The sequence below is a fragment of the Comamonas sp. 23 genome, assembly GCF_049601575.1.
GTDB classification, from domain to species: Bacteria; Pseudomonadota; Gammaproteobacteria; order Burkholderiales; family Burkholderiaceae_C; genus Comamonas; species Comamonas squillarum.
The window spans coordinates 896,681-917,667 of the sequence record NZ_CP187127.1; the positions used below are offsets into that span (position 1 = coordinate 896,681).

At 61.2% G+C, this 20,987-nt stretch carries 27 protein-coding genes and 2 tRNA genes; 23 read left to right on the top strand and 6 right to left on the bottom strand.

Annotation, left to right across the window (positions count from 1 at the left end):
• Positions 1-275: 275 nt before the first annotated feature.
• Positions 276-1,109: a pyrroline-5-carboxylate reductase gene (gene proC / locus ACPEE1_RS03975; RefSeq protein ID WP_423935284.1), complete on the bottom strand. Its 834-nt coding sequence runs from the start codon at positions 1,107-1,109 to the stop codon at positions 276-278.
• 137 nt (positions 1,110-1,246) lie between these two features.
• Positions 1,247-2,521 carry an esterase-like activity of phytase family protein gene (locus ACPEE1_RS03980; protein WP_423935286.1) on the bottom strand — a complete coding sequence of 425 codons (1,275 nt, stop codon included), beginning with the start codon at positions 2,519-2,521 and terminating at the stop codon, positions 1,247-1,249.
• A gap of 146 nt (positions 2,522-2,667) precedes the next feature.
• Here ACPEE1_RS03980 and aqpZ point away from each other — a divergent pair, with 146 nt between their 5' ends.
• On the top strand, positions 2,668-3,369 hold the full coding sequence (gene aqpZ / locus ACPEE1_RS03985) for an aquaporin Z (protein WP_021028304.1): 702 nt from the start codon (positions 2,668-2,670) through the stop codon (positions 3,367-3,369).
• Positions 3,370-3,437: 68 nt separating this feature from the next.
• Here aqpZ and glpK read toward each other — a convergent pair whose 3' ends face one another.
• Both glpK and ACPEE1_RS03995 read right to left on the bottom strand, forming a co-directional pair.
• The gene (glpK, locus tag ACPEE1_RS03990; RefSeq protein ID WP_182343741.1) at positions 3,438-4,931 is read right to left on the bottom strand and encodes a glycerol kinase GlpK; all 1,494 of its coding nucleotides are present in this window, start codon (positions 4,929-4,931) and stop codon (positions 3,438-3,440) included.
• A gap of 68 nt (positions 4,932-4,999) precedes the next feature.
• Positions 5,000-5,773, bottom strand: coding sequence for a DeoR/GlpR family DNA-binding transcription regulator (locus ACPEE1_RS03995; protein ID WP_116926311.1), 774 nt, complete (start codon positions 5,771-5,773; stop codon positions 5,000-5,002).
• Between the two features lie 346 nt (positions 5,774-6,119).
• Here ACPEE1_RS03995 and ACPEE1_RS04000 point away from each other — a divergent pair, with 346 nt between their 5' ends.
• The 20 genes from ACPEE1_RS04000 to ACPEE1_RS04095 all read left to right on the top strand — a co-directional run bounded on the left by ACPEE1_RS04000 (position 6,120) and on the right by ACPEE1_RS04095 (position 17,235).
• A complete protein-coding gene (locus ACPEE1_RS04000) occupies positions 6,120-7,718 on the top strand; it encodes a glycerol-3-phosphate dehydrogenase/oxidase (protein ID WP_116926312.1) in 1,599 nt (532 codons plus the stop codon).
• Between the two features lie 226 nt (positions 7,719-7,944).
• A complete protein-coding gene (gene rplN / locus ACPEE1_RS04005) occupies positions 7,945-8,313 on the top strand; it encodes a 50S ribosomal protein L14 (RefSeq protein ID WP_027016133.1) in 369 nt (122 codons plus the stop codon).
• A gap of 12 nt (positions 8,314-8,325) precedes the next feature.
• On the top strand, positions 8,326-8,643 hold the full coding sequence (gene rplX, locus ACPEE1_RS04010) for a 50S ribosomal protein L24 (RefSeq protein ID WP_021028307.1): 318 nt from the start codon (positions 8,326-8,328) through the stop codon (positions 8,641-8,643).
• A gap of 10 nt (positions 8,644-8,653) precedes the next feature.
• Positions 8,654-9,202 carry a 50S ribosomal protein L5 gene (rplE, locus tag ACPEE1_RS04015; RefSeq protein WP_021028308.1) on the top strand — a complete coding sequence of 183 codons (549 nt, stop codon included), beginning with the start codon at positions 8,654-8,656 and terminating at the stop codon, positions 9,200-9,202.
• Between the two features lie 8 nt (positions 9,203-9,210).
• Positions 9,211-9,516, top strand: coding sequence for a 30S ribosomal protein S14 (gene rpsN / locus ACPEE1_RS04020; RefSeq protein ID WP_021028309.1), 306 nt, complete (start codon positions 9,211-9,213; stop codon positions 9,514-9,516).
• 18 nt (positions 9,517-9,534) lie between these two features.
• On the top strand, positions 9,535-9,930 hold the full coding sequence (gene rpsH, locus ACPEE1_RS04025) for a 30S ribosomal protein S8 (RefSeq protein WP_021028310.1): 396 nt from the start codon (positions 9,535-9,537) through the stop codon (positions 9,928-9,930).
• 26 nt (positions 9,931-9,956) lie between these two features.
• Positions 9,957-10,490 carry a 50S ribosomal protein L6 gene (gene rplF, locus ACPEE1_RS04030; RefSeq protein WP_027011216.1) on the top strand — a complete coding sequence of 178 codons (534 nt, stop codon included), beginning with the start codon at positions 9,957-9,959 and terminating at the stop codon, positions 10,488-10,490.
• 11 nt (positions 10,491-10,501) lie between these two features.
• On the top strand, positions 10,502-10,867 hold the full coding sequence (rplR, locus tag ACPEE1_RS04035) for a 50S ribosomal protein L18 (protein WP_021028312.1): 366 nt from the start codon (positions 10,502-10,504) through the stop codon (positions 10,865-10,867).
• A 15-nt stretch (positions 10,868-10,882) separates the two neighbouring features.
• Complete coding sequence (gene rpsE, locus ACPEE1_RS04040) at positions 10,883-11,401, top strand: 30S ribosomal protein S5 (RefSeq protein WP_027011217.1); 519 nt, start codon at positions 10,883-10,885, stop codon at positions 11,399-11,401.
• 11 nt (positions 11,402-11,412) lie between these two features.
• Positions 11,413-11,595 (top strand): 50S ribosomal protein L30, encoded by a 183-nt coding sequence (gene rpmD, locus ACPEE1_RS04045; RefSeq protein WP_021028314.1) that lies wholly within the window; start codon positions 11,413-11,415, stop codon positions 11,593-11,595.
• 11 nt (positions 11,596-11,606) lie between these two features.
• Positions 11,607-12,038 (top strand): 50S ribosomal protein L15, encoded by a 432-nt coding sequence (gene rplO, locus ACPEE1_RS04050; protein WP_027011218.1) that lies wholly within the window; start codon positions 11,607-11,609, stop codon positions 12,036-12,038.
• 21 nt (positions 12,039-12,059) lie between these two features.
• Positions 12,060-13,379 carry a preprotein translocase subunit SecY gene (secY, locus tag ACPEE1_RS04055; RefSeq protein WP_021028316.1) on the top strand — a complete coding sequence of 440 codons (1,320 nt, stop codon included), beginning with the start codon at positions 12,060-12,062 and terminating at the stop codon, positions 13,377-13,379.
• Positions 13,380-13,472: 93 nt separating this feature from the next.
• Positions 13,473-13,586 carry a 50S ribosomal protein L36 gene (gene rpmJ / locus ACPEE1_RS04060; protein WP_003050535.1) on the top strand — a complete coding sequence of 38 codons (114 nt, stop codon included), beginning with the start codon at positions 13,473-13,475 and terminating at the stop codon, positions 13,584-13,586.
• A 22-nt stretch (positions 13,587-13,608) separates the two neighbouring features.
• Positions 13,609-13,974: a 30S ribosomal protein S13 gene (gene rpsM, locus ACPEE1_RS04065; RefSeq protein WP_021028317.1), complete on the top strand. Its 366-nt coding sequence runs from the start codon at positions 13,609-13,611 to the stop codon at positions 13,972-13,974.
• Between the two features lie 18 nt (positions 13,975-13,992).
• Complete coding sequence (rpsK, locus tag ACPEE1_RS04070; RefSeq protein ID WP_021028318.1) at positions 13,993-14,394, top strand: 30S ribosomal protein S11; 402 nt, start codon at positions 13,993-13,995, stop codon at positions 14,392-14,394.
• A gap of 82 nt (positions 14,395-14,476) precedes the next feature.
• Positions 14,477-15,100, top strand: coding sequence for a 30S ribosomal protein S4 (gene rpsD, locus ACPEE1_RS04075; RefSeq protein WP_021028319.1), 624 nt, complete (start codon positions 14,477-14,479; stop codon positions 15,098-15,100).
• Positions 15,101-15,219: 119 nt separating this feature from the next.
• Entirely contained in the window at positions 15,220-16,215 is a 996-nt protein-coding gene (locus ACPEE1_RS04080; protein WP_116926314.1) for a DNA-directed RNA polymerase subunit alpha, read from the top strand.
• Between the two features lie 104 nt (positions 16,216-16,319).
• On the top strand, positions 16,320-16,706 hold the full coding sequence (gene rplQ, locus ACPEE1_RS04085; RefSeq protein WP_021028321.1) for a 50S ribosomal protein L17: 387 nt from the start codon (positions 16,320-16,322) through the stop codon (positions 16,704-16,706).
• Positions 16,707-16,872: 166 nt separating this feature from the next.
• Positions 16,873-16,949: transfer RNA gene (locus ACPEE1_RS04090), tRNA-Met, on the top strand.
• A 209-nt stretch (positions 16,950-17,158) separates the two neighbouring features.
• Positions 17,159-17,235: transfer RNA gene (locus ACPEE1_RS04095), tRNA-Met, on the top strand.
• A gap of 154 nt (positions 17,236-17,389) precedes the next feature.
• On the opposite strand, the gene ACPEE1_RS04100 is transcribed toward ACPEE1_RS04095, so the two are convergent.
• Complete coding sequence (locus ACPEE1_RS04100; protein ID WP_116926315.1) at positions 17,390-17,803, bottom strand: VOC family protein; 414 nt, start codon at positions 17,801-17,803, stop codon at positions 17,390-17,392.
• Positions 17,804-17,957: 154 nt separating this feature from the next.
• Here ACPEE1_RS04100 and ACPEE1_RS04105 point away from each other — a divergent pair, with 154 nt between their 5' ends.
• Together ACPEE1_RS04105 and ACPEE1_RS04110 are read left to right on the top strand one after the other, a co-directional pair.
• Positions 17,958-18,902 carry a PhaM family polyhydroxyalkanoate granule multifunctional regulatory protein gene (locus ACPEE1_RS04105; protein ID WP_423935298.1) on the top strand — a complete coding sequence of 315 codons (945 nt, stop codon included), beginning with the start codon at positions 17,958-17,960 and terminating at the stop codon, positions 18,900-18,902.
• 112 nt (positions 18,903-19,014) lie between these two features.
• Positions 19,015-20,235, top strand: coding sequence for an FIST signal transduction protein (locus ACPEE1_RS04110; protein ID WP_232539459.1), 1,221 nt, complete (start codon positions 19,015-19,017; stop codon positions 20,233-20,235).
• Here the strand turns inward: ACPEE1_RS04110 and ACPEE1_RS04115 are convergent.
• Positions 20,232-20,984 carry a helix-turn-helix domain-containing protein gene (locus ACPEE1_RS04115; RefSeq protein ID WP_116926318.1) on the bottom strand — a complete coding sequence of 251 codons (753 nt, stop codon included), beginning with the start codon at positions 20,982-20,984 and terminating at the stop codon, positions 20,232-20,234. The two genes, ACPEE1_RS04110 and ACPEE1_RS04115, sit on opposite strands and share 4 nt — an antisense overlap.
• Positions 20,985-20,987: the final 3 nt, after the last annotated feature.

Below are 20,987 nucleotides of genomic sequence, written 5' to 3' on the forward strand. Positions count from 1 at the left end.
GAATGCGGCCGGATTATACGCTTTGCGTTTGACTTCTGTGTGAAATATACGCAATGCGTTGCTGCATTTCTGCAAAGTTGCTGGCGCGGTGGGGCGCACCGGTATTTGGCTGGAGACTGCCGCTGCAGGAGTTTGAGAGTCTGTTCTCCTCGGACCGCGACAGTGTCTTTGCGGGATGGGATGCTAGGCGCAGTGCGCAGCCAATAGCCAGCTATTGGCAAGCGCTGCAACAACGCAGACCGCCCCTGCCCGGGCGGCCGCAAAGGCGCTGGCTCTTAGCCGCCGAACTCGTCGCCTAGGGCCTTGGCGCGGCGCTCGGCGGCATGCATGGCGCCGATGAAGTGGGCCGCGATATCGGCAGCCCGCATGTGCTCCAGCGCAGCAAAGGTGGTGCCGCCCTTGCTGGTGACGCGCTCACGCAGCACCGAGGGGGCTTCGCCCGACTGCGCAGCCAGGGCCGATGCGCCGCTGAAGGTGCCAATGGCCAGCTGCAGCGCCTGCTCGGCGGGCAGACCCATCTCCACACCGGCTTGCTGCATGGCTTCGAGAAAATAGAACACATACGCAGGGCCCGAGCCCGACAGGGCGGTGACCGCGTCGAGCTGCGACTCCTGCTGCACCCAGACCAGCTGACCGGTGGTGGTGATGATCTGCTCGGCCAGCTGCTGCTGGGCAGCACTCACCTGCGGGCGCGCAAACAGCCCCGTCATGCCCTGGCCGACGAGGGCCGGCGTATTGGGCATGGCGCGCACGATCTGGTCATTGCCCAGCCACTGGGCAATGCTGTCGCTGCGGATGCCGGCGGCCACGCTCAGGTGCAGCGCATGGCGGCTGTGGTCGGCGACCGCGGCAGCGGCCTGGGCAAAGGTTTGCGGCTTGACGGCCCAGACAACGACCTGGGCCTGCGCCAGGCTGCTGTCAGCGGCGGGCAGCGCGTTGATGCCAAATTGCTGCTGCAGCACTTGGCGCTGGGGCTCGTAGGGCTCGACCACCTGGATGCGGTCTTGGGGCAGGCCCTGGCGGATCAGGCCGCCGATGATGGCGCTGGCCATGTTGCCGCCGCCGATGAAGGCGATGGCGGGAAATTGGGACAGATCGGTAGTGGACATGGCGGCAGGTGCAAACAAAGAGAAAAGGGGCAAAACCAGCGCGTGCTGCTGTGGCTGCCACTATAGCGGCGGCCTGCGCAAAGCTCAAACCGCTGGCGCGGCAAGCCATGCGGGGCGCACAGGTTTTGCTATCAATTTCAATTGCGATGCGATTGGCCGGCGTGGCCGGATGTATTGCCCGATGCGCTGGCGCAGGCCGGTGTCTCGACCAGCGCCAAAAACTGCGTGACCTGGGCCGGGTTGAAGTTGTTGTCGCTGACCAGCAGCAGCACGCGCTCGCCGCTGGCCAGGCGCGGGCCCCAGGTCATGCCTTCGAGGTTGTCCACGGTGCGCAGGCCCAGTTGCGCAAAATCCAGCAGCAACTCCTTGTGGGCGGGGGTGTATGCCGCGTCCTGCAGCGCATCGATGGCCAAGGTGTCGCTGGCCTCCTGGGTGTTGATGCGGTAGAGGCGTGCAGAAAAGCCTGCGCCCAGCACATAGGCGCGCTCGAGCACCAGCAGGTGGTCGGGTCCATCGGCCAGGATCTCGCTGACGCCGTTGATGGCAATGAGCGGCAGCAGCAGGTTGTCCTTGGGTAGCGCGCCGGGGATGTAGGCGATCTGGCGCACAGGCTGCTGGCTGGCCAGGTCATACTGGGTGATGCGCAGCGGCCCGCCAATCTGGCCCCGGCGCGGCAGCGGGCCGTCCTGGCGCAAGGCGCCTTCCATGGCCAACCACAGGCTGCGCTGGTCGTCGCTGATCGCGATGCCTTCCAAGGTCATGTTGTTGCGCGGGCCCCGGCCGGTTTCGGGCTGCAGCGGGCCTTGCAGCAGCGCGGGCAGGGGCCAGGTTTTTTGCCAACTGCCATCGAGCCCGGCTTGCTGCAACGCGGGGCCAAAGCCGCGTGCAAAGTCGCCTTCGCTGCTCCAGACCACGCTGCGCCCGCCGGGCAGCAGCCGCAGCGCTTCGGGGTCGGGCACGGCCGTGTCCGCTGCCGCCGTGCGGCTGCTGGGGTAGGGCGTGCCTGCCGGTGTCTGCAGGTACTGCTGGCCGGTGATGCTGACCTGCTGCAGGCCGCTGGCGTTGTAGCGGATGCGGGCCTGGTACCAGCGGGCGCTGTCCTTGGCCGAGCGGTCGTCACTCACCAGGTAATAGCTGTCATCGGCAGGGTTGTAATCGATGGACGAAAGCCCGCCGATGGGCGTGCCGGCCCAGCTGGTATCGAGCGGCCAACGCTGCTCGCCGAGCAGTTGCCAGGCCGGGCTGCCGGCGGCATGGCAGGCGAGGGTGGCGGCAGGCTTAGGAGTAGGCAGTGAAGCCGGTTCTTGTGCAGGCTCCGGAGAGGTCTTGCAGCCCGCCAAAAGCAGCGCAACGGAGAGCGACAGCGCGTTGAGTAGGCCAAAAGAATAATGTATTTGAATATTGATTTTCATAGCATTTTCGGCAAGTGTAGCGCGCTTGTTGCACGGGCAATTGTTGACATTTTCAAACGCCGCTCGCTCCTTATCATCTCGGCTACTAGGGCCCGCCTGTGTGTGCGTTGCATGCCGCGGGTCTGACTGATGAAGGGGTAAGAGAGATGACATCCAACCTGCAAAAATGGTCGGCGGAATGCCTGGGTACGTTCTGGCTGACGTTTGGCGGCTGTGGCAGCGCGGTGCTGGCTGCGGCCTTCCCGGAAGTGGGGATTGGCCTCCTGGGTGTGTCCCTGGCCTTTGGCCTGACGGTGCTGACCGGCGCCTATGCCTTTGGCCCGATCTCGGGCGGCCATTTCAACCCGGCCGTCTCGGTCGGCTTGACGGTGGCCGGGCGCTTCAAGGCCTCGGACCTGCCGGGCTACATCATTGCCCAGGTGCTGGGTGCGATTGTGGCGGCCGGCCTGCTGTACCTGATTGCCAGCGGCAAGGCAGGTGCGCAGGTCACGGACCTGGCCACCAATGGCTTTGGTGAGCATTCGCCAGGCAAGTTCTCGATGCTGGCGGCGCTGCTGACCGAGGTGGTGCTGACCGCGGTCTTCCTGCTGGTGATCCTGGGCTCGACCACGAAGAAGGCGGCCGTGGGCTTTGCCGGCATGAGCATTGGCCTGTGCCTGACCTTGATCCACCTGATCTCGATCCCCGTGACCAATACCTCGGTGAATCCTGCACGCAGCACCGGTCCTGCGCTGTTTGGCCCCGCCATTGCGTTGGAGCAGCTGTGGCTGTTCTGGCTGGCGCCGATTGTGGGTGCCGTGATCGGTGCGCTGATCCACCGCGCCTTGCTGCGTGGCGACGAGGAATAAGCGGATCCCATTGAAGGCATAGACAACAACAGGGGCTGCGGCCCCTGTTCTCGTTTGGGAAAAGTCGCTTAGCGCGCCATCGTCTGGCGCACCGCCTGCTCCCAGCGCGCCATCAGCGCATCAGCACGCGCCTTGTCCTGTGTGGGTGTAAAGCGGCGCTCGGCCTTCCACAGCGCCGACAGCTCTTCGCTGCTGTGGTAGATGCCCGTGGTCAGGCCTGCCAGGTAGGCAGCACCCAAGGCGGTGGTCTCCACGCAGGCCGGGCGCACCACCGGAATGCCCAGCAAATCGGCCTGGAACTGCATCAGCAGGTTGTTGACACTGGCGCCGCCATCCACGCGCAATTCCGTCACCGGCTGGCCACCGTTGGCGACGGCATCGAGGCTCATGGCCTGCAGCAGCGCGGCGCTTTGGTAGGCAATGGATTCCAGCGCAGCCCGCGCAATATGGGCCACCGTGGTGCCCCGCGTCAGGCCGGTGATGGTGCCCCGGGCATCGGCATCCCAGTAGGGCGCGCCCAGGCCGGTGAAGGCGGGCACCATCATCACGCCGCCGCTGTCGGGCACGCTCTCGGCCAACTGCTGCACCTGGCCGCTGTGTTCAATGGCGCGCAGGCCATCGCGCAGCCACTGCACGACGGCGCCGCCGACAAAGACGCTGCCTTCGAGCGCATACTGCGGGGTGGTGTCGGTCTGCGCGGCGCTGGTGGTCAGCAGGCCATTGCGTGAGGGGTGGAACTGCGCTCCGGTGTGCATCAGCATGAAGCAGCCGGTGCCGTAGGTGTTCTTGGCCATGCCCGGCGCAAAGCAGGCCTGGCCAAACAGCGCGCTTTGCTGGTCGCCGGCCATGCCGCCGATGTGGATGGCAGCGCCCAGCACCTGCGCGGCGGTATCGCCAAAATGGCTGGCCGAGGGCTGCACCTCGGGCATCAGCGAGCGCGGGATGTTCAGCAGGTCCAGCAGTTCCTGGTCCCAGGTATTGCTGTGCACGTTGAACAGCATGGTGCGGCTGGCATTGCTCACATCGGTGACATGGCGCTGGCCCTGGGTCAGCTGCCAGACCAGCCAGGTATCGACCGTGCCAAAGGCCAGTTCACCGCGCTCGGCAGCGGCGCGTGCGCCCGGCACATGGTCGAGCAGCCACTGCAGCTTGGTGCCCGAGAAATAGGCATCGACCAGCAGGCCTGTTTTTTCCTGGATCAGCGTGGCATGGCCGTCGGCGCGCAGCTGGGCGCAGACGGGCTCGGCGCGGCGGTCCTGCCAGACCAGCGCGTTGTGGATGGGTTGGCCGGTCTTGCGGTTCCAGACGATGGTGGTCTCGCGCTGGTTGGTGATGCCCAGGCTGGTGACCTGGCTGGCGCTGATGCCGGCGGTAGTCAAAGCCTCCTGCGCCGTCGCCAACTGCGTGCCCCAGATCTGCATTGGGTCGTGTTCTACATGGCCGGGGCGGGGATAGATTTGCGGCAGCTCGCGCTGCGCCTGGGCCACGATGGCGCCCTGGCGGTCAAACACAATGGTGCGGGAGCTGGAGGTGCCCTGGTCCAGAGCGAGCAGATAGGTCATGTCTCAAGGCCGGTCTGAGCCGGTATTTCAATCAAATCAACAAAGGGCAGGCGGGCTGTAGCCGGCTGTCAAGCGACGGTGCAGTGCACATGGGCTTCCTGCAGCAGCCGGGGGAAGGGGTCGGGCGGCGGGGCATCGGTAAACAGCCGGTCAATGCGCGAGAGCGGGCCCACCTCGACCATCGCCGGGCGGCCAAACTTGCTGTGGTCGGCCGCCATCCAGACCTCGCGTGCCTGGTCCATGATGGTCTGGGCCACTTTCACTTCGCGGAAGTCATAGTCGCGCAGGCTGCCGTCTGATTCAATGCCGGAAATACCGATGAGCGCAATATCGACGCGGAACTGGCGGATGAAGTCCACCGCAGCCTCGCCGATGATGCCCCGGTCGCGGCCGCGCACCACGCCGCCGGCGACGATCACTTCGCAATCCGCATTGCTGCTCAAGGTGGCGGCCACATTGAGGTTGTTGGTGATGATGCGCAGCCCCCGGTGCTGCATCAGCGCGCGGGCAATCGCCTCGGTCGTGGTGCCGATGTTCAGGATCAGCGAGCAGTTGTGTGGCACCTGGGCGGCCACGGCCTGGGCAATGCGGGTCTTGCCGTCGGCATTGAGCGCTTCGCGCTGCTGGTGGGCGAGATTTTCTGTGGTGGAGTTGGGCACGCGCACGCCGCCATGAAAGCGCGTGAGCACCCCGGCTTCGGACAGCCGCTGCACATCGCGGCGCACGGTCTGCAGCGTCACACCCAGGAAGGCGGCCAGCTCCTCGACGGTGGCCGAGCTGCGGCGCTGCACCTCTTGCAAGAGCAGCAGTTGGCGAGGGTTGCTGTTGTAGAGCTCCGTCATGGCGTGGATCTGAAACGAATGAAAACGAAAACTCCCGCCAATATAGTGCAAAACGCAACAGTGCAGCAGGCAGGAGGTGGCGTGCCGCACCGGGCGGTCCCCGCATCAGCCATGGCTGGCGGGTGGTTTTGTCATCAGATTGGCATGCCAGGCTGGCATGCTGCGCCGCTGAGATCTTGGGCTTCGCCAACGGCAAATTTGCCAATAACGAACAAAAAAGATCAAAAACGAATAAAATTTAGAGACAAAAGCGCAAAAGCGAATCTCGCTTCCAGGCTTTGGCACTTTGCGGCGATCCTGGCCAGGCCGGCGCGCCGCAACCCTCAGACCTTTCTTTCTACTTCGCATGTCCACTGCTGCTGCACCGCTGTCTGTTCACCGTACTGATTTGCTGGCCCGCCTGGGCGCCACGCCGGTATTTGATCTGGTGGTGGTCGGGGGCGGGGCCACGGGCCTGGGCGTGGCGCTCGATGCGGCCGCGCGCGGCTTCAAGGTGGCGCTGCTCGAAGCGATGGACTTTGCCAAGGGCACCTCGTCGCGCGCCACCAAGCTGGTGCATGGCGGCGTGCGCTATCTGGCACAGGGCAATATTTCGCTGGTGCGCGAGGCTCTGCATGAGCGCACCACCTTGCTCAACAACGCGCCGCATATCGCCCAGCCGCTGGCCTTTGTGATGCCGTCCTACAAGATGCTGGACACGCCGTTCTATGGCATCGGCCTCAAGATGTACGACGCGCTGGCGGGCAAGGCGGGTCTGGGCTCGACACAGTTTCTCTCGGCTGGCGCCACGCGCCGGCTGCTGCCCACGGTGCAAGACAAGGGTTTGAAGGGCGGCGTCAAATACTGGGATGGCCAGTTCGACGACGCCCGCCTGGCGATTGCGCTGGCCCGCACGGCCGCTGCCAAGGGGGCCTTGCTGGTCAACTACTGCCCGGTGACGGAGCTGATCCAGGAGGAGGGCCGGGTCGCAGGCGTGGTCTGCAAGGATGCCGAGTCTGGCCAGCGCTACACGGTGCGTGCGCGCTGCGTGGTCAACGCCACGGGCCCCTGGGTGGACCACCTGCGCCAGCAGGATGCCGAGATGATGGGCAAGCCCGTCAAGCCCATGGTGGCGCCCAGCCAGGGCGTGCACCTGGTGGTGGACCGCGATTTCCTGCCCTCGGACCATGCCCTGCTCGTGCCCAAGACGGCCGACGGCCGGGTGCTGTTTGCGGTGCCATGGCTGGGCAAGGTGATTCTGGGCACGACCGACACCCCGCGCCATGACCTGGCGCGCGAGCCCCGTCCGTTTGAGGAAGAGCTGAACTTCATCCTGAGCGAGGCGGGCAAGTACCTCAGCCGCGCCCCCACGATGGCCGATGTGCGCAGCATGTGGGCCGGGCTGCGTCCGCTGGTCAAGCCGCAAGACGACGATGGCGAAAACACCAAGGGTATCAGCCGTGAGCACACGGTGCTGACCAGCAAGTCCGGCATGGTGACGGTGACCGGCGGAAAGTGGACCACCTACCGCGCGATGGCCGAGGACGTGCTCAATGCCTGCTTCGATGCCCAGCGCCTGCCGCGCAAGCCCGGTGGCGTGACCGTGAAGCTGCCGCTGGTGGGGACACCCGCATCGGGCCGCGCCCAGCACAGCATGCACATGGCCCAAGGCATGCACTCCTATGGCAGCGAGGCTGAGTTTGTGGCCACCTTGCCAGGCGCCGACGTCTGGCTGGCCAATGGCCTGAGCGAAGCCATGGTGCGTTTTGCTGCGCGCTATGAATATGCGCGCACTGTCGAAGACGTGCTCGCCCGCCGCAGCCGCCTGCTCTTCTTGGATGCCCGCCTGGCCGCCAAGCTGGCCCCGCGCGTGGCCGAGATCTTGCAGGAAGAATTGGGGTCGGATACGGCTCTGACCGCTTTCCTGGTGCTGGCGCAGCAGTACGCCGGCGAAAAAGTGGCGTAAAAATACAAATTTACCGCTGGTTTGGGTGCGCGCCCTTGACGAGGTGTGCTAGCTCTGACACAATAGAGGGCTTCGCGTTTAATGCGCGAGGTTTCTGCCCAGGAGAAGCATCGTAAATGGTTGCGGTGTGGACGACGGGCCCAAGACTGACTGGCTGCTTGGCTGTCCATGAGGATTAATTCTTATTGGGCTGTCTGGTCTGCTGGTGCAAGTTGGGAATATTGAAATGATCCAGACAGAATCTCGACTCGAGGTTGCCGACAATACCGGCGCGAAGTCTGTCCAGTGCATCAAAGTGCTGGGTGGTTCGCACCGTCGCTATGCGAGCGTTGGTGACATTATCAAGGTGAGCGTGAAAGAAGCTGCTCCACGTGGCCGCGTCAAAAAAGGCGAGGTTTACAGTGCTGTGGTGGTGCGTACCGCAAAGGGTATTCGCCGTGCTGACGGTTCGCTCGTCAAATTCGATGGCAACGCTGCTGTGTTGCTCAACGCCAAGCTGGAGCCTATCGGCACCCGCATCTTTGGCCCCGTGACCCGTGAACTGCGTACCGAAAAGTTCATGAAGATCGTGTCGCTGGCCCCCGAAGTTCTCTAAAGGAATAGCACTATGAACAAGATTCGCAAGGGCGACGAAGTTATCGTGCTGACCGGCCGTGACAAGGGCAAGCGTGGCACCGTGACCCTGCGTGCGGACGACTCCCACCTGGTGATCGAAGGCATCAACATGGTGAAGAAGCACGTCAAGCCAAACCCCATGAAGGGCACCAACGGCGGTATCGTGGAAAAGGCTATGCCTATCCACCAATCCAACGTGGCTATCTTCAATGCGGCAACCGGCAAGGCTGATCGCGTGGGCATCAAGGTGAACGCCGACGGCGCACGTGTTCGCGTGTTCAAGTCCAATGGCGCTGAAATCGCAGCCTAAGGAGTAAGACATGGCAAACGTTGCACGACTGCAAAAACAATTCCGTGAGCAAATCGCTCCCGAACTGATGAAGAAGTTCGGCTACACCTCCTCGATGGAAGTGCCTCGCCTGACGAAGATCACCCTGAACATGGGTGTGAGCGAAGCCGTCTCCGACAAGAAGGTGATGGACAACGCCGTGGCTGACCTGACCAAGATTGCTGGTCAAAAGCCTGTGGTGACCAAGGCCAAGAAGGCTATCGCTGGTTTCAAGATCCGCGAAGGCCAAGCTATCGGCTGCATGGTGACCCTGCGTGGCGTTCAGATGTATGAATTCCTGGACCGTTTCGTCACCGTGGCTCTGCCCCGCGTGCGTGACTTCCGTGGTATTTCTGGCCGCGCCTTTGATGGCCGTGGCAACTACAACATCGGCGTCAAAGAACAAATCATCTTCCCTGAAATTGAGTACGACAAAGTCGACGCACTGCGTGGTCTCAATATCAGCATTACGACGACTGCGAAGAATGACGACGAGTGCAAGGCACTGTTGCAGGCTTTCCGCTTCCCGTTCAAGAACTGAGGTGATGCATGGCTAAACAAGCACTGATCCAACGCGAACTGAAGCGTGAAAAGCTGGCTGCCAAGTACGCAGCCAAGTATGCAGAACTGAAGGCCATCGCCGGCGACGCCAAGCGTTCCGACGAAGAGCGTGATGCAGCCCGTCTGGGCCTGCAAAAGCTGCCTCGCAATGCAAACCCCACTCGTCAACGTGCACGTTGCGAAATCACGGGTCGTCCCCGTGGCACCTTCCGTCAATTCGGTCTGGGCCGCGCCAAGATTCGTGAACTGGCATTCGTCGGCGCCATCCCTGGCGTGACCAAGGCCAGCTGGTAAGCAGTCAGGAGATTAAACATGAGCATGAGTGATCCAATCGCTGACTTGCTGACCCGTATCCGTAACGCACAAATGGTGTCCAAAGCCACCGTGCTGGTTCCTTCCTCCAAAGTGAAGGTTGCCATTGCACAGGTTTTGAAGGACGAGGGTTACATCGATGGCTTCGAAGTGAAGACCGAAGATGGCAAGTCTGAACTCGCAATTACCTTGAAGTACTACGCTGGTCGTCCAGTGATCGAGCGTATCGAGCGCGTGAGCCGTCCTGGCCTGCGTGTGTACAAGGGCTGCACTGCAATTCCTCAAGTCCAAAACGGCCTGGGTGTTGCAATCGTGACCACGCCTAAGGGTGTGATGACCGATCGTAAAGCGCGCGCTGCCGGTGTCGGCGGTGAAGTGCTTTGCTATGTGGCTTAACGCGGCATTGAAGGAGAAATACTGACATGTCCCGTGTAGCAAAAATGCCTGTGAGCATCCCCCAAGGTGTGGATGTCTCCATCAAGGAAGACCAAATCAGCGTCAAGGGCGCAGGCGGCACGCTGCTGCTGACCCCCAACGCCCTGGTCAAGGTTTCCAACAACGACGGTAAGCTGGCTTTCGAGCCGGTGAATGACTCCCGTGAAGCCAATGCCATGAGCGGCACCATGCGTCAGCTGGTGAACAACATGGTGGTTGGTGTGAGCAAGGGCTTCGAGAAGAAGCTGTCTCTCGTCGGCGTGGGTTACAAGGCCGCTGCTTCTGGCAGCAAGCTGAACCTGAGCGTTGGTTATTCCCACCCAGTCAACTTTGAAATGCCTGCTGGCATCACCGTGGCCACCCCTACCCCTACGGAAGTGGTGATCAAGGGTGCTGACCGCCAACGCGTGGGTCAGCTGGCAGCTGAGATTCGTGCCGTTCGTCCTCCCGAGCCTTACAAGGGCAAGGGCATCCGTTATGCGGATGAGAAGGTCACGATCAAAGAGACTAAGAAGAAATAAGGAGCTGCATCATGTTGAACAAGAAACAGCAGCGTCTTCGTCGTTCCCTGCAAACCCGTATCCGCATTGCCAACCAAGGCGTTGCGCGTTTGACGGTGAACCGTACGAACCTCCATATCTATGCCACGATCATTTCCGGCGACGGCACCAAGGTGATTGCAACCGCATCTACGGCAGAAGCCGAAGTGCGCAGCAACCTGGGTGCAGCTGGCAAGGGTGGCAACACCGCCGCAGCTACTCTCATCGGCAAGCGCATCGCTGAAAAGGCGAAGGCAGCTGGCGTTGAGAAGGTTGCATTCGACCGTGCAGGTTTCGCCTACCACGGCCGCGTCAAGGCTCTGGCTGATGCAGCCCGCGAAGCCGGCCTGCAGTTCTAAGCGGAGTGGATAGAAATGGCTAAATTTTCCCCCAAAGTGCAAGACCAGGCGAATGACGACGGTTTGCGCGAAAAAATGATCGCGGTCAACCGCGTCACCAAGGTTGTGAAGGGTGGTCGTATTCTCGGCTTCGCTGCACTGACCGTGGTTGGCGATGGTGACGGCCGCGTTGGCATGGGCAAGGGCAAGTCCAAGGAAGTGCCTGCTGCCGTGCAGAAGGCTATGGAAGAAGCCCGTCGCAACATGATCAAGGTTTCGTTGAAGAACGGCACCCTGCATCACAAAGTGATGGGTCACCATGGCGCTGCCAACGTGATGTTGGCTCCTGCCCCCAAGGGTACCGGTATCATCGCCGGCGGCCCCATGCGCGCCGTCTTCGAAGTTCTGGGTATCACCGATATCGTGGCCAAGAGCCATGGTTCGTCGAATCCCTACAACATGGTTCGCGCCACTTTCGACGCTTTGAACAACTCCACGACCCCTGCGGAAGTGGCTGCAAAGCGTGGCAAGTCGGTTGAAGACCTGTTCGTCTGATCGGAGTCACTATGACAACGCAACAAACTGTGAAGGTCCAACTGGTGCGTAGCCCGATTGGTACCAAAGAAGACCACCGCGCCACCGTGCGTGGTCTGGGTCTGCGCAAGCTGAACAGCATCAGCGAACTGAAGGACACCCCCGAAGTGCGCGGTATGATTAACAAGATCGCCTACCTGGTGAAGGTTCTCTGAAAGGATTGATGATGGAACTCAATAGCATCAAGCCTGCAGCAGGTGCCAAGCACGCCAAGCGTCGCGTGGGTCGCGGTATCGGTTCGGGTCTGGGTAAGACCGCCGGCCGTGGTCACAAGGGTCAAAAGTCGCGTTCGGGTGGCTACCACAAGGTAGGCTTCGAAGGCGGTCAAATGCCTTTGCAGCGTCGCCTGCCCAAGCGCGGTTTCAAGTCCACCACGTTGAAGTTCAACGCCGAAGTCTCCCTGGCCGCTCTCGAGCTGCTGGGCGCTGCGGATGTGGATCTGGCAGTGCTCAAGCAAGCCGGTCTGGTTGGCCAACGCGCCAAGGTCGTCAAGGTGATCAACACCGGTGCTCTGTCCAAGGCTGTCAAGCTGAACGGCATCGGCGCCACCGCTGGTGCCAAGGCTGCGATCGAAGCTGCTGGCGGTAGCGTCGCCTAACCCTTTCTGAAAGATTCATCAGTGGCTACGAACACCGCAACTATTGCAAAGACCGGTAAATACGGCGATCTGCGTCGTCGTTTGGTTTTTCTGTTGCTGGCGCTGATCGTCTACCGCATCGGAGCTCATATTCCGGTGCCTGGTATCGATCCCAACCAGTTGCAGCAGCTGTTCAATAGCCAACAGGGTGGCATTCTCAACCTGTTCAACATGTTCTCGGGCGGAGCGCTCTCGCGCTTCACCGTGTTTGCACTGGGGATCATGCCGTACATCTCGGCATCGATCATCATGCAATTGATGACCTACGTCGTCCCGACATTCGAACAGATGAAGAAGGAAGGCGAAGCCGGCCGTCGCAAGATTACCCAGTACACCCGTTACGGTGCATTGGCGCTTGCGCTGTTCCAGTCGCTCGGCATTGCCGTGGCGCTGGAAGGCACTGCCGGTTTGGTCCTCAGCCCTGGTTTCGGGTTCCGTCTTACCGCTGTGGTCAGCTTGACTGCCGGTACGATGTTCCTGATGTGGCTGGGTGAACAGATCACCGAGCGTGGTTTGGGCAACGGGATCTCGATCCTGATTTTCGCCGGTATTGCTGCGGGTCTGCCCAGCTCCATCGGTGGATTGCTCGAATTGGTGCGTACTGGTGCGATGAGCATCATTGCCGCGATCTTCATTGTTCTCGTAGTGGCAGCCGTGACGTACTTCGTCGTGTTTGTCGAGCGTGGACAGCGCAAGATCCTGGTGAACTATGCGCGCCGTCAGGTTGGAAACAAGGTGTATGGTGGTCAGTCTTCGCACTTGCCACTGAAGCTGAACATGGCTGGTGTGATTCCGCCCATCTTCGCTTCGTCGATCATCTTGCTGCCTGCCACTGTTGTGAACTGGTTCAGCGCTGGCGAATCGATGCGTTGGCTCAAGGACATTGCTAGCACGCTGACTCCTGGTCAGCCCATCTATGTGATGTTCTATGCCGCAGCGATCATCTTTTTCTGCTTCTTCTATACGGCCTTGGTTTTCAACAGCCGCGAAACGGCCGATAACCTGAAGAAGAGTGGTGCCTTTATTCCCGGGATTCGACCAGGGGATCAGACAGCACGTTATATTGATAAGATTTTGGTGCGTTTGACGCTTGCGGGTGCTGTTTACATCACCTTCGTGTGTCTGCTGCCAGAGTTCTTGATCCTGAAGTACAACGTTCCGTTCTATTTCGGTGGCACTTCCTTGTTGATCATCGTCGTGGTGACCATGGACTTCATGTCCCAGGTCCAGAACTACATGATGTCTCAGCAGTATGAGTCGCTTCTGAAGAAGGCGAACTTCAAGGCCTCAGCCAAAAACTGAGATCGACAGGAAAGTGTGCCCTCCAGTCTGTTCGGGCTAAATATTTGAAATGCCGTCACAGACTGGAGCGGATGGAAGTTTTAGGAGAATGAAATGAGAGTTTCAGCTTCGGTAAAGAAGATTTGCCGTAACTGCAAGATCATCCGTCGCAAGGGTGTCGTACGCGTGATCTGCACCGACCAGCGCCATAAGCAGCGCCAAGGTTAATCTAAAGTATTAGAGGACACAAATGGCACGTATTGCTGGTATTAACATCCCTCCGCACAAGCATGCGGAGATCGGCCTGACCGCTATCTATGGCATCGGTCGCACCACCGCTCGCAAGATCTGCGAAGCCGCTGGTATCGACTACGCCAAGAAAGTCAAGGACTTCACGGACGCTGATCTGGAAAAGATCCGCGACGCAATCGCTCACCTGACCCTGGAAGGTGACCTGCGCCGTGAAACCACGATGAACATCAAGCGTTTGATGGACATCGGCTGCTACCGCGGTTTCCGTCATCGTCGTGGTCTGCCCATGCGTGGTCAGCGTACCCGCACCAATGCCCGTACCCGCAAGGGTCCGCGCAAAGGCGCAGCGGCTTTGAAGAAATAAAGAGATTGAAGGTACACAATGGCTAAGTCTCAGAACAACGCAGCTGCACGTGTACGTAAGAAAGTTCGCAAGAACATTTCTGACGGCATTGCACACGTTCACGCTTCGTTCAACAACACCATCATCACGATCACCGACCGCCAAGGCAACTCGTTGTCTTGGGCTTCGTCGGGTGGCCAGGGTTTCAAGGGCTCGCGCAAGTCGACGCCTTTCGCAGCCCAGGTTGCTTCCGAAGTGGCCGGCCGTGCTGCCATGGAACAGGGCATCAAGAACCTGGACGTCGAGATCAAGGGCCCAGGCCCAGGTCGCGAGTCTTCGGTGCGTGCTCTGGGTGCACTGGGCATCCGCATCACGTCGATCTCCGACGTGACGCCAGTCCCGCACAACGGCTGCCGCCCTCAAAAGCGTCGTCGTATCTAACTCACCATAAGCCCACCGCCGCCAGTGCATGGTGCTCTGGCGGCTCCCGCATTTATGCGGTAGCTGAAAAAAGGATATTCAAGTGGCACGTTTTATTGGCCCTAAGGGCAAACTTTCCCGCCGCGAAGGCGTAGACCTGTTCCTGAAGAGCGCACGTCGCTCGATCGCGGACAAGGTCAAGCTGGACACCAAGCCAGGTCAACACGGCCGTACCTCCGGCACGCGTACCTCGGACTACGGTCTGCAACTGCGTGAAAAGCAAAAGGTCAAGCGCACCTACGGTGTGCTGGAGAAGCAATTCCGCCGTTACTTCGCTGAAGCTGATCGTCGCCGTGGCAACACCGGCGCGAACCTGCTGAGCCTGCTGGAAAGCCGTCTGGACAACGTGGTGTATCGCATGGGCTTTGGCTCGACCCGCTCCGAAGCGCGTCAGCTGGTGTCCCACAAGGCCATCACCGTGAACGGTCAATCCGTCAACATTCCTTCCTACTCGGTGAAGGAGGGCGACGTGGTGGCGGTGCGCGAAAAGTCGAAGAAGCAAGCCCGTATCGTTGAGTCGCTGCAACTGGCTGGTCAAGTGGGCTTCCCCGCTTGGGTGGACGTGTCGGCTGACAAGGCTGAAGGCGTCTTCAAGAAGTCTCCAGACCGCGATGAATTCGGTGCTGACATCAACGAATCGCTGATCGTCGAATTGTATTCTCGTTAATTTCACGGTCGTTTTCGACTGCGAAAGTGTATCCGTCCCAGAACCGCGAGGCATCGCGGTTCTGGTGCTTCACCAGCCTTACCGGTGTAACGAGCCGGGGGTATTGAGAGGAAGTTTGCATGCAGACCAATTTGCTGAAACCCAAGACAATTAACGTAGAACAGCTGGGCCACAATCGCGCCAAGGTAGAGCTGGAGCCGTTTGAACGCGGCTACGGGCACACGCTGGGCAATGCGCTGCGTCGTGTTCTGCTGTCCTCGATGGTGGGTTATGCAGCGACGGAAGTGACCATTGCAGGTGTGCTGCACGAGTACTCGTCTATCGACGGCGTCCAGGAAGATGTGGTCAACATCTTGCTGAACCTCAAGGGCGTGGTGTTCAAGCTCCACAACCGTGACGAAGTGACGCTGAGCCTGCGCAAGGATGGCGAAGGCGTGGTGACGGCTGCTGACATTCAGACGCCTCACGATGTAGAAATCATCAACCCTGATCATATCATCGCCAACCTGTCGCAAGGCGGCAAGCTGGACATGCAGATCAAGGTGGAAAAAGGCCGTGGCTATGTGCCCGGTAACGTGCGCCGCTACGGTGACGAGTCGACCAAGTCGATCGGCCGCATTGTGCTGGACGCATCGTTCTCGCCGATCAAGCGCGTTAGCTACACGGTCGAATCCGCCCGTGTGGAGCAGCGTACCGATCTGGACAAGCTGGTTCTCGAGATCGAAACCAACGGTGCCATCGCTGCAGAAGATGCAGTGCGCTCGTCGGCCAAGATCCTGGTGGAGCAACTTGCCGTGTTTGCGCAGCTTGAAGGCGGCGCATTGGATGTGTTCGACCAGCCAGGTGGCCAGGCGCGCAACAACGCCACGTTCGATCCGATCCTGCTGCGTCCTGTGGACGAGCTGGAACTGACCGTGCGTTCTGCCAACTGCTTGAAGGCCGAGAACATCTACTACATCGGTGACCTGATCCAGCGCACCGAAAATGAGTTGCTCAAGACCCCGAATCTGGGTCGCAAGTCGCTCAACGAGATCAAGGAAGTGTTGGCTTCCCGTGGTCTGACCCTGGGTATGAAGCTTGAAAACTGGCCACCAGCCGGTTTGGAAAAGCGTTAAGTTATAATGGAGAGCTCTCCCAATGGTGGGGGAGCTCAATCGTAGTGCGTCGAACAGTACCTGATACGGCTGTTTGATTGAATCAATCTAAAAGGAAAAGCACCATGCGTCACGGACACGGCCTCCGCAAACTGAACCGCACCTCGTCTCACCGTAAGGCGATGCTGCAAAACATGATGAATTCGCTCATCGAGCACGAAGCCATCAAGACCACCGTTCCTAAAGCCAAGGAACTGCGCAAGGTGATCGAGCCCATGATCACGCTGGCCAAGGTGGACACCGTGGCTAACCGCCGTCTGGCTTTTGACCGTCTGCGCAGCCGCGACAGCGTCACCAAGCTGTTCAACGTGCTGGGTCCTCGCTCGGCCAACCGTCCAGGCGGCTACACCCGTATCCTGAAGATGGGTTTCCGCGTGGGCGACAACGCGCCTATGGCCTATGTTGAACTGGTGGACCGCGCTGAAGAAGCCGGTGATGCCGCAGCAGAATAAGCCCTCTGCAGGTTCCGACTGAAAAAGCCCACTTCGGTGGGCTTTTTCTATGGCGCTGCGCCTTTGCCGATCGCTGCAAGCAGCGCTTGAGGCCCTCATTCCACAAATAGTTTCCAAATGATGACAAAGCGCTTCGCATTAAGGAAAACCCGAGCTATAATGCAAGTGCGCGATGGAGCAGTCTGGTAGCTCGTTGGGCTCATAACCCAAAGGTCGGAGGTTCAAATCCTTCTCGCGCAACCAGAACATCAAAAGCCAGCTTTCGAGCTGGCTTTTTTGTGCCTGGCTGCCGGGCAGCACCGTTGCGGACTGGGCTGGTCAGCCTGAAAAGTGGGCCGGTAAGGCCGCCGCTTTGATCCCGCCAAGATTGCTATAAAAGTCGAAGCGCAAAAAATATACGCTAAAAGCGCATTCGTCCAAAATGCAGTACCAAAGTCGCGCTATAATTGCGGTGCGCGATGGAGCAGTCTGGTAGCTCGTTGGGCTCATAACCCAAAGGTCGGAGGTTCAAATCCTTCTCGCGCAACCAGAACACCAAAAGCCAGCTTTCGAGCTGGCTTTTTTGTGCCCGTTTCTCAAGTACCGATGGACACCAAGTCTGATCGCTGCGCTAGCCACCACAGGCAGGGCGGCAGCAGCGCTTGCCCCGCCTCAGATGCTCCTGGCGGGGCCACAGCGCCCCATCAATGCGCGTACAACTGCGCCAGCGAGCGAAAGCCTTTGACCTCGATCGGGTTGCCGCTCGGGTCGTAGAAGAACATCGTCCATTGCTCGCCGGGCTCGCCTTCAAAGCGCACCTGGGGCTCGAGCACAAAGCGTGTGTTGGCGGCGCGCAGGCGCTCGGCCAGCTGCTTCCAGTCCTCGAGTTTCAGCACCAGACCGAAGTGCGGCATCGGCACCTTGTGGTTGCCCACCAGGCCGGTATTGCTGGTCTCAAAGGGTTTGCCCAGGTGGCAGGAGATCTGGTGGCCAAAGAAATCAAAGTCCACCCAGCTGTCGGTGCTGCGGCCTTCGGCGCAGCCGAGCGTGTCGCGGTAGAAGTGGCGTGCAGCATCCAGGTCGTGCACATGGAAGGCGAGATGGAAAAGGCTCTGCATGGTGGCGGGCTCAAAAAGGCAGGTTGCAAGGGTGGTCGTACGCAGCCGCAAGCGATTTATCACATAGGCAGGGGCTGCACAATCCGCTAAGCTGTGCAGCATACACCCTGGCATTGCACACGCGGCCAACGGCCCAACTCCTGGAGACAACACCATGCAAGACTCCGCCCCGTCTTTCAACCCCTTTGCCCCCGGCTTTGATTTTCTGCAAAAGCTCGCAGCGGGCGGTAGCTCCAAGCCTTCTGCGGCCTTTGCGCAATGGCAGGAATGGGTGGCGCCGACGATGAATGTGCCGGACCTGGAAAAGCGCATTCAGGAGCTCAAGACCGTGCTGTTCTGGCTGGAGCAGAACCAGCGGGCGCTGGCCGCCACCATCCAGGCGATGGAAGTGCAGAAGATGACCTTGTCGGCCTTGCAGACGATGAATGTGCCGGTAGAGAACTGGGCCAGCACCATGGTGCAAAGCTGGCAGCAGTTTGCCCAGAGCACGGCTGCGCAGGCGCAACAAGCGGCAGCGGTGGCGCCAACAACCACCGAGACGCCCAGCCCCGCCCCTGCAGCCGCAACCACACCCGCGCCCGCGCCCGCACCGGCCGCTGCCGCAAGAGAACAGCCCGAGAAATCTGAACAGGCCAGTGCCGCCGCCGCTTCGGCGACCGACCCCATGCAGTGGTGGGGCGCGCTGACCCAGCAGTTCCAGCACATCGCCCAGCAGGCTGTGCAGGATGTCACCGAGCAGGCGATGGTCCATGCAGCCAGTACCCAACGGGCGGCAGCCTCCGCTGCGCAGGCGGTGCGCAGCACAGCCCAGGAGATGGCCGAAGCCGGCAAGGCGGCGGCCAAGGCCGCGATGGGCCAGCAGACATCGGCCAAGCGCAGCGCTGCTGCGGCAGGCCGCAGCAAGGCTGCCACAGCAGCTGGTCAGAAGACCAGGAGCGGGCCGCAGGCTGGCGCAGGAAGCGGCTCCAGCAAGCCAGCACCCCGCAAGGCGACACCGTCCAAAGGCGCAGGCTCTGCCAACGGCGCCCGCCAAGCCGCCCCAAGCAAGGTCGCCTCACGGAACGCCGCGCCCCGCAAGCCTTCCTCCGGCCAGCGTTGAGCCAGCAAGAACGCTTGAGTGATCGTGATTTTTTAGCGCGGGACTGGGCCGGCAGCCGCGCAGCAGCAGGTTGTTGACAATGGCAGGCACAAAGCTTTTTCCCTATGGTCATGTGACCCATCCCGACTGGCGGATGGCTGTGGCGCTGGTGGTGGCGCAACTGAGAGGCCGCATGGCCCAGGCGGGCTATGCCAGCGCGCCCAACCTCGGCCTGGTGTATTTTACGGATGCCTTTGCACGCCATGCGCCGCAGTTGCTGGAGGCCTTGCAGGACGAGTTTCCGCAGATCGGCGACTGGAGCGGCTCGGTCGGCGTTGGCGTGATGGCCTCGCATGCCGAGTACCTGAACGAGCCGGCGCTGTCGGTCATGCTGCTGGAGCTGCCTGCCCATTCCTACCGCCTGTTCTCAGGCATTGCGCCGCTGCCGGTGGCGCCTACATCGCCCTGGGACCGCGCGCTGGTGCATGCCGATGCGGGCCTGCCGGATTTTGCAGAACTGCTCGAAGAGCTGGCCGCGCGCACGCGCGCTGGCAGCGTGCTGGGCGGCCTCAATTCCGAGGCGGTAGCGCCGCTGCAACTGGCCTGGAGCAAGGCGCTGGGCCCCAGTCACAACGGGGTGCTGCGCGGTGGGCTTTCGGGCCTGGCGTTCTCTGCCGATGCCGGCGTGGTGCAAGAGCTGACCCAGGGCTGCCAGGTGATGGGTGCGCGCATGCGCATCACCGCAATGCAAGGCCATGTGGTGCTGGCTTTGGATGGCCGGCCCGCGCTCGATGTGCTTGAGGAGCTGATGCCGGTGCGGCTGGATGCGGACCCCGAGCGGGCCACCCGCACGATGCGCCATATCCATGCCGCGCTGGAGCCGCATGCGCCCGAATCGGCTGTGCATGCCGGGCAGCTGGGCCCGGAGGCGCGCGTGGTGCCGCTGGTGGGCGTGGACATGGTCAGCCGGGGCATTGTGCTGTCAGAGCAGGCGCAGCCCCAGCAGTACCTGTGCTTTTGCCAGCGCAACCTGTCGGCGGCCCGCGCCGATTTGCTGCGCATGTGTGCCGAGCTGCAAGAGTCGCTGTCCCCCGCCGAGGCGCAGACCGGCCTGCCGCTGGGCGATAGCGCCCTGGGTGATGCGGCGGCCGGCCGCCGCATTGCGGGGGCCGTCTACATCAGCTGCGCGCAGCGGGCGAGCCCCTATTTCGGCGTGCCTGGTGCCGAGCTGGAGCTGATCCACCATGTGCTGGGCGATATCCCGCTGGTGGGCTTTTTCAGCCAGGGCGAGATTGCCGGCCAGCAGCTGCACCGCTATGCCGGTGCGCTGATGCTGTTTACCCAGGCGGCTTAACGATTGCCACCCGGCTGCAGGCGCCGCATTTCGGTAAACACCGACAGCTCCCAACTGCGCATCGCCAGCAGCAGGGTATAGCCTTCGCGCTCCTTCTCGGGCAGGCGCTGGTCGGTCAGGTGCTGCTGGGCAAAATCCTGGGCCACGCGCTGCAGGCGCTCCAAAAAGGCGGGGGCCAAGGTGCGGCTGATGGCGCCATGCACGAGCATCAAACCCTCTCCGGATTTGTCGAACGTGCCCGAGAAATAGTCGTGCACCGCGTTCTCGCGAAAATACTCCATCACCGGGCCATGCGGGCGCCAGCGGAAGGTCTTGGCCAGCTTGAGCCGGTAGCGGTTCATCGGGCGCAGCTCGATGATGCCGATGCGGTCGAGCTGCGCCAGGTACTTGATGCCCTCGGCCTCGCTCAAGCGGTAGGTGGCCAGCACCTGCTCCAGCGTCCACTGGCTGAGCACGCAGATGGCCATCAGCAGCAGCTTCTTGTCTGCCACCACCGCCTGCTCCTGCTGCTGCGTCAGCTCCTTGATCAGCGGCTGGTTGTCGGCCACGCGGCGTGCCAGGTCGGCAAAATCGAGGCGCAGCACATGGCAGATGGCATCGATGCGCGACAGCGGCATGTCGCCCTTGGCCAGCATGCGCTTGACGCTGGACTCGGCCATGCCCAGCGCCTCGGCCAGGTCTGCATAGGTCATTTGTGCGGCTTTTAGCTCTTTTTTCAATGCCAGTACCAGATCGGCGGTGGTGCTCATGGG

Excerpts from the sequence above, each read along its gene's own strand:
- ACPEE1_RS03980 (WP_423935286.1), bottom strand. The coding sequence starts at position 2,521 with ATGAAAATCAATATTCAAATACATTATTCTTTTGGCCTACTCAACGCG.
- glpK (WP_182343741.1), bottom strand. The coding sequence starts at position 4,931 with ATGACCTATCTGCTCGCTCTGGACCAGGGCACCTCCAGCTCCCGCACC.
- ACPEE1_RS04105 (WP_423935298.1), top strand. The coding sequence starts at position 17,958 with ATGCAAGACTCCGCCCCGTCTTTCAACCCCTTTGCCCCCGGCTTTGAT.
- rplR (WP_021028312.1), top strand. The coding sequence starts at position 10,502 with ATGTTGAACAAGAAACAGCAGCGTCTTCGTCGTTCCCTGCAAACCCGT.
- rpsN (WP_021028309.1), top strand. The coding sequence starts at position 9,211 with ATGGCTAAACAAGCACTGATCCAACGCGAACTGAAGCGTGAAAAGCTG.
- rpmJ (WP_003050535.1), top strand. The coding sequence starts at position 13,473 with ATGAGAGTTTCAGCTTCGGTAAAGAAGATTTGCCGTAACTGCAAGATC.
- rplF (WP_027011216.1), top strand. The coding sequence starts at position 9,957 with ATGTCCCGTGTAGCAAAAATGCCTGTGAGCATCCCCCAAGGTGTGGAT.
- rplQ (WP_021028321.1), top strand. The coding sequence starts at position 16,320 with ATGCGTCACGGACACGGCCTCCGCAAACTGAACCGCACCTCGTCTCAC.
- rpsK (WP_021028318.1), top strand. The coding sequence starts at position 13,993 with ATGGCTAAGTCTCAGAACAACGCAGCTGCACGTGTACGTAAGAAAGTT.
- ACPEE1_RS04115 (WP_116926318.1), bottom strand. The coding sequence starts at position 20,984 with ATGAGCACCACCGCCGATCTGGTACTGGCATTGAAAAAAGAGCTAAAA.
- rplN (WP_027016133.1), top strand. The coding sequence starts at position 7,945 with ATGATCCAGACAGAATCTCGACTCGAGGTTGCCGACAATACCGGCGCG.
- rpmD (WP_021028314.1), top strand. The coding sequence starts at position 11,413 with ATGACAACGCAACAAACTGTGAAGGTCCAACTGGTGCGTAGCCCGATT.
- ACPEE1_RS03995 (WP_116926311.1), bottom strand. The coding sequence starts at position 5,773 with ATGACGGAGCTCTACAACAGCAACCCTCGCCAACTGCTGCTCTTGCAA.
- ACPEE1_RS04100 (WP_116926315.1), bottom strand. The coding sequence starts at position 17,803 with ATGCAGAGCCTTTTCCATCTCGCCTTCCATGTGCACGACCTGGATGCT.
- rpsH (WP_021028310.1), top strand. The coding sequence starts at position 9,535 with ATGAGCATGAGTGATCCAATCGCTGACTTGCTGACCCGTATCCGTAAC.
- rpsE (WP_027011217.1), top strand. The coding sequence starts at position 10,883 with ATGGCTAAATTTTCCCCCAAAGTGCAAGACCAGGCGAATGACGACGGT.
- rplO (WP_027011218.1), top strand. The coding sequence starts at position 11,607 with ATGGAACTCAATAGCATCAAGCCTGCAGCAGGTGCCAAGCACGCCAAG.
- ACPEE1_RS04080 (WP_116926314.1), top strand. The coding sequence starts at position 15,220 with ATGCAGACCAATTTGCTGAAACCCAAGACAATTAACGTAGAACAGCTG.
- proC (WP_423935284.1), bottom strand. The coding sequence starts at position 1,109 with ATGTCCACTACCGATCTGTCCCAATTTCCCGCCATCGCCTTCATCGGC.
- rplE (WP_021028308.1), top strand. The coding sequence starts at position 8,654 with ATGGCAAACGTTGCACGACTGCAAAAACAATTCCGTGAGCAAATCGCT.
- ACPEE1_RS04000 (WP_116926312.1), top strand. The coding sequence starts at position 6,120 with ATGTCCACTGCTGCTGCACCGCTGTCTGTTCACCGTACTGATTTGCTG.
- rpsM (WP_021028317.1), top strand. The coding sequence starts at position 13,609 with ATGGCACGTATTGCTGGTATTAACATCCCTCCGCACAAGCATGCGGAG.
- aqpZ (WP_021028304.1), top strand. The coding sequence starts at position 2,668 with ATGACATCCAACCTGCAAAAATGGTCGGCGGAATGCCTGGGTACGTTC.
- rplX (WP_021028307.1), top strand. The coding sequence starts at position 8,326 with ATGAACAAGATTCGCAAGGGCGACGAAGTTATCGTGCTGACCGGCCGT.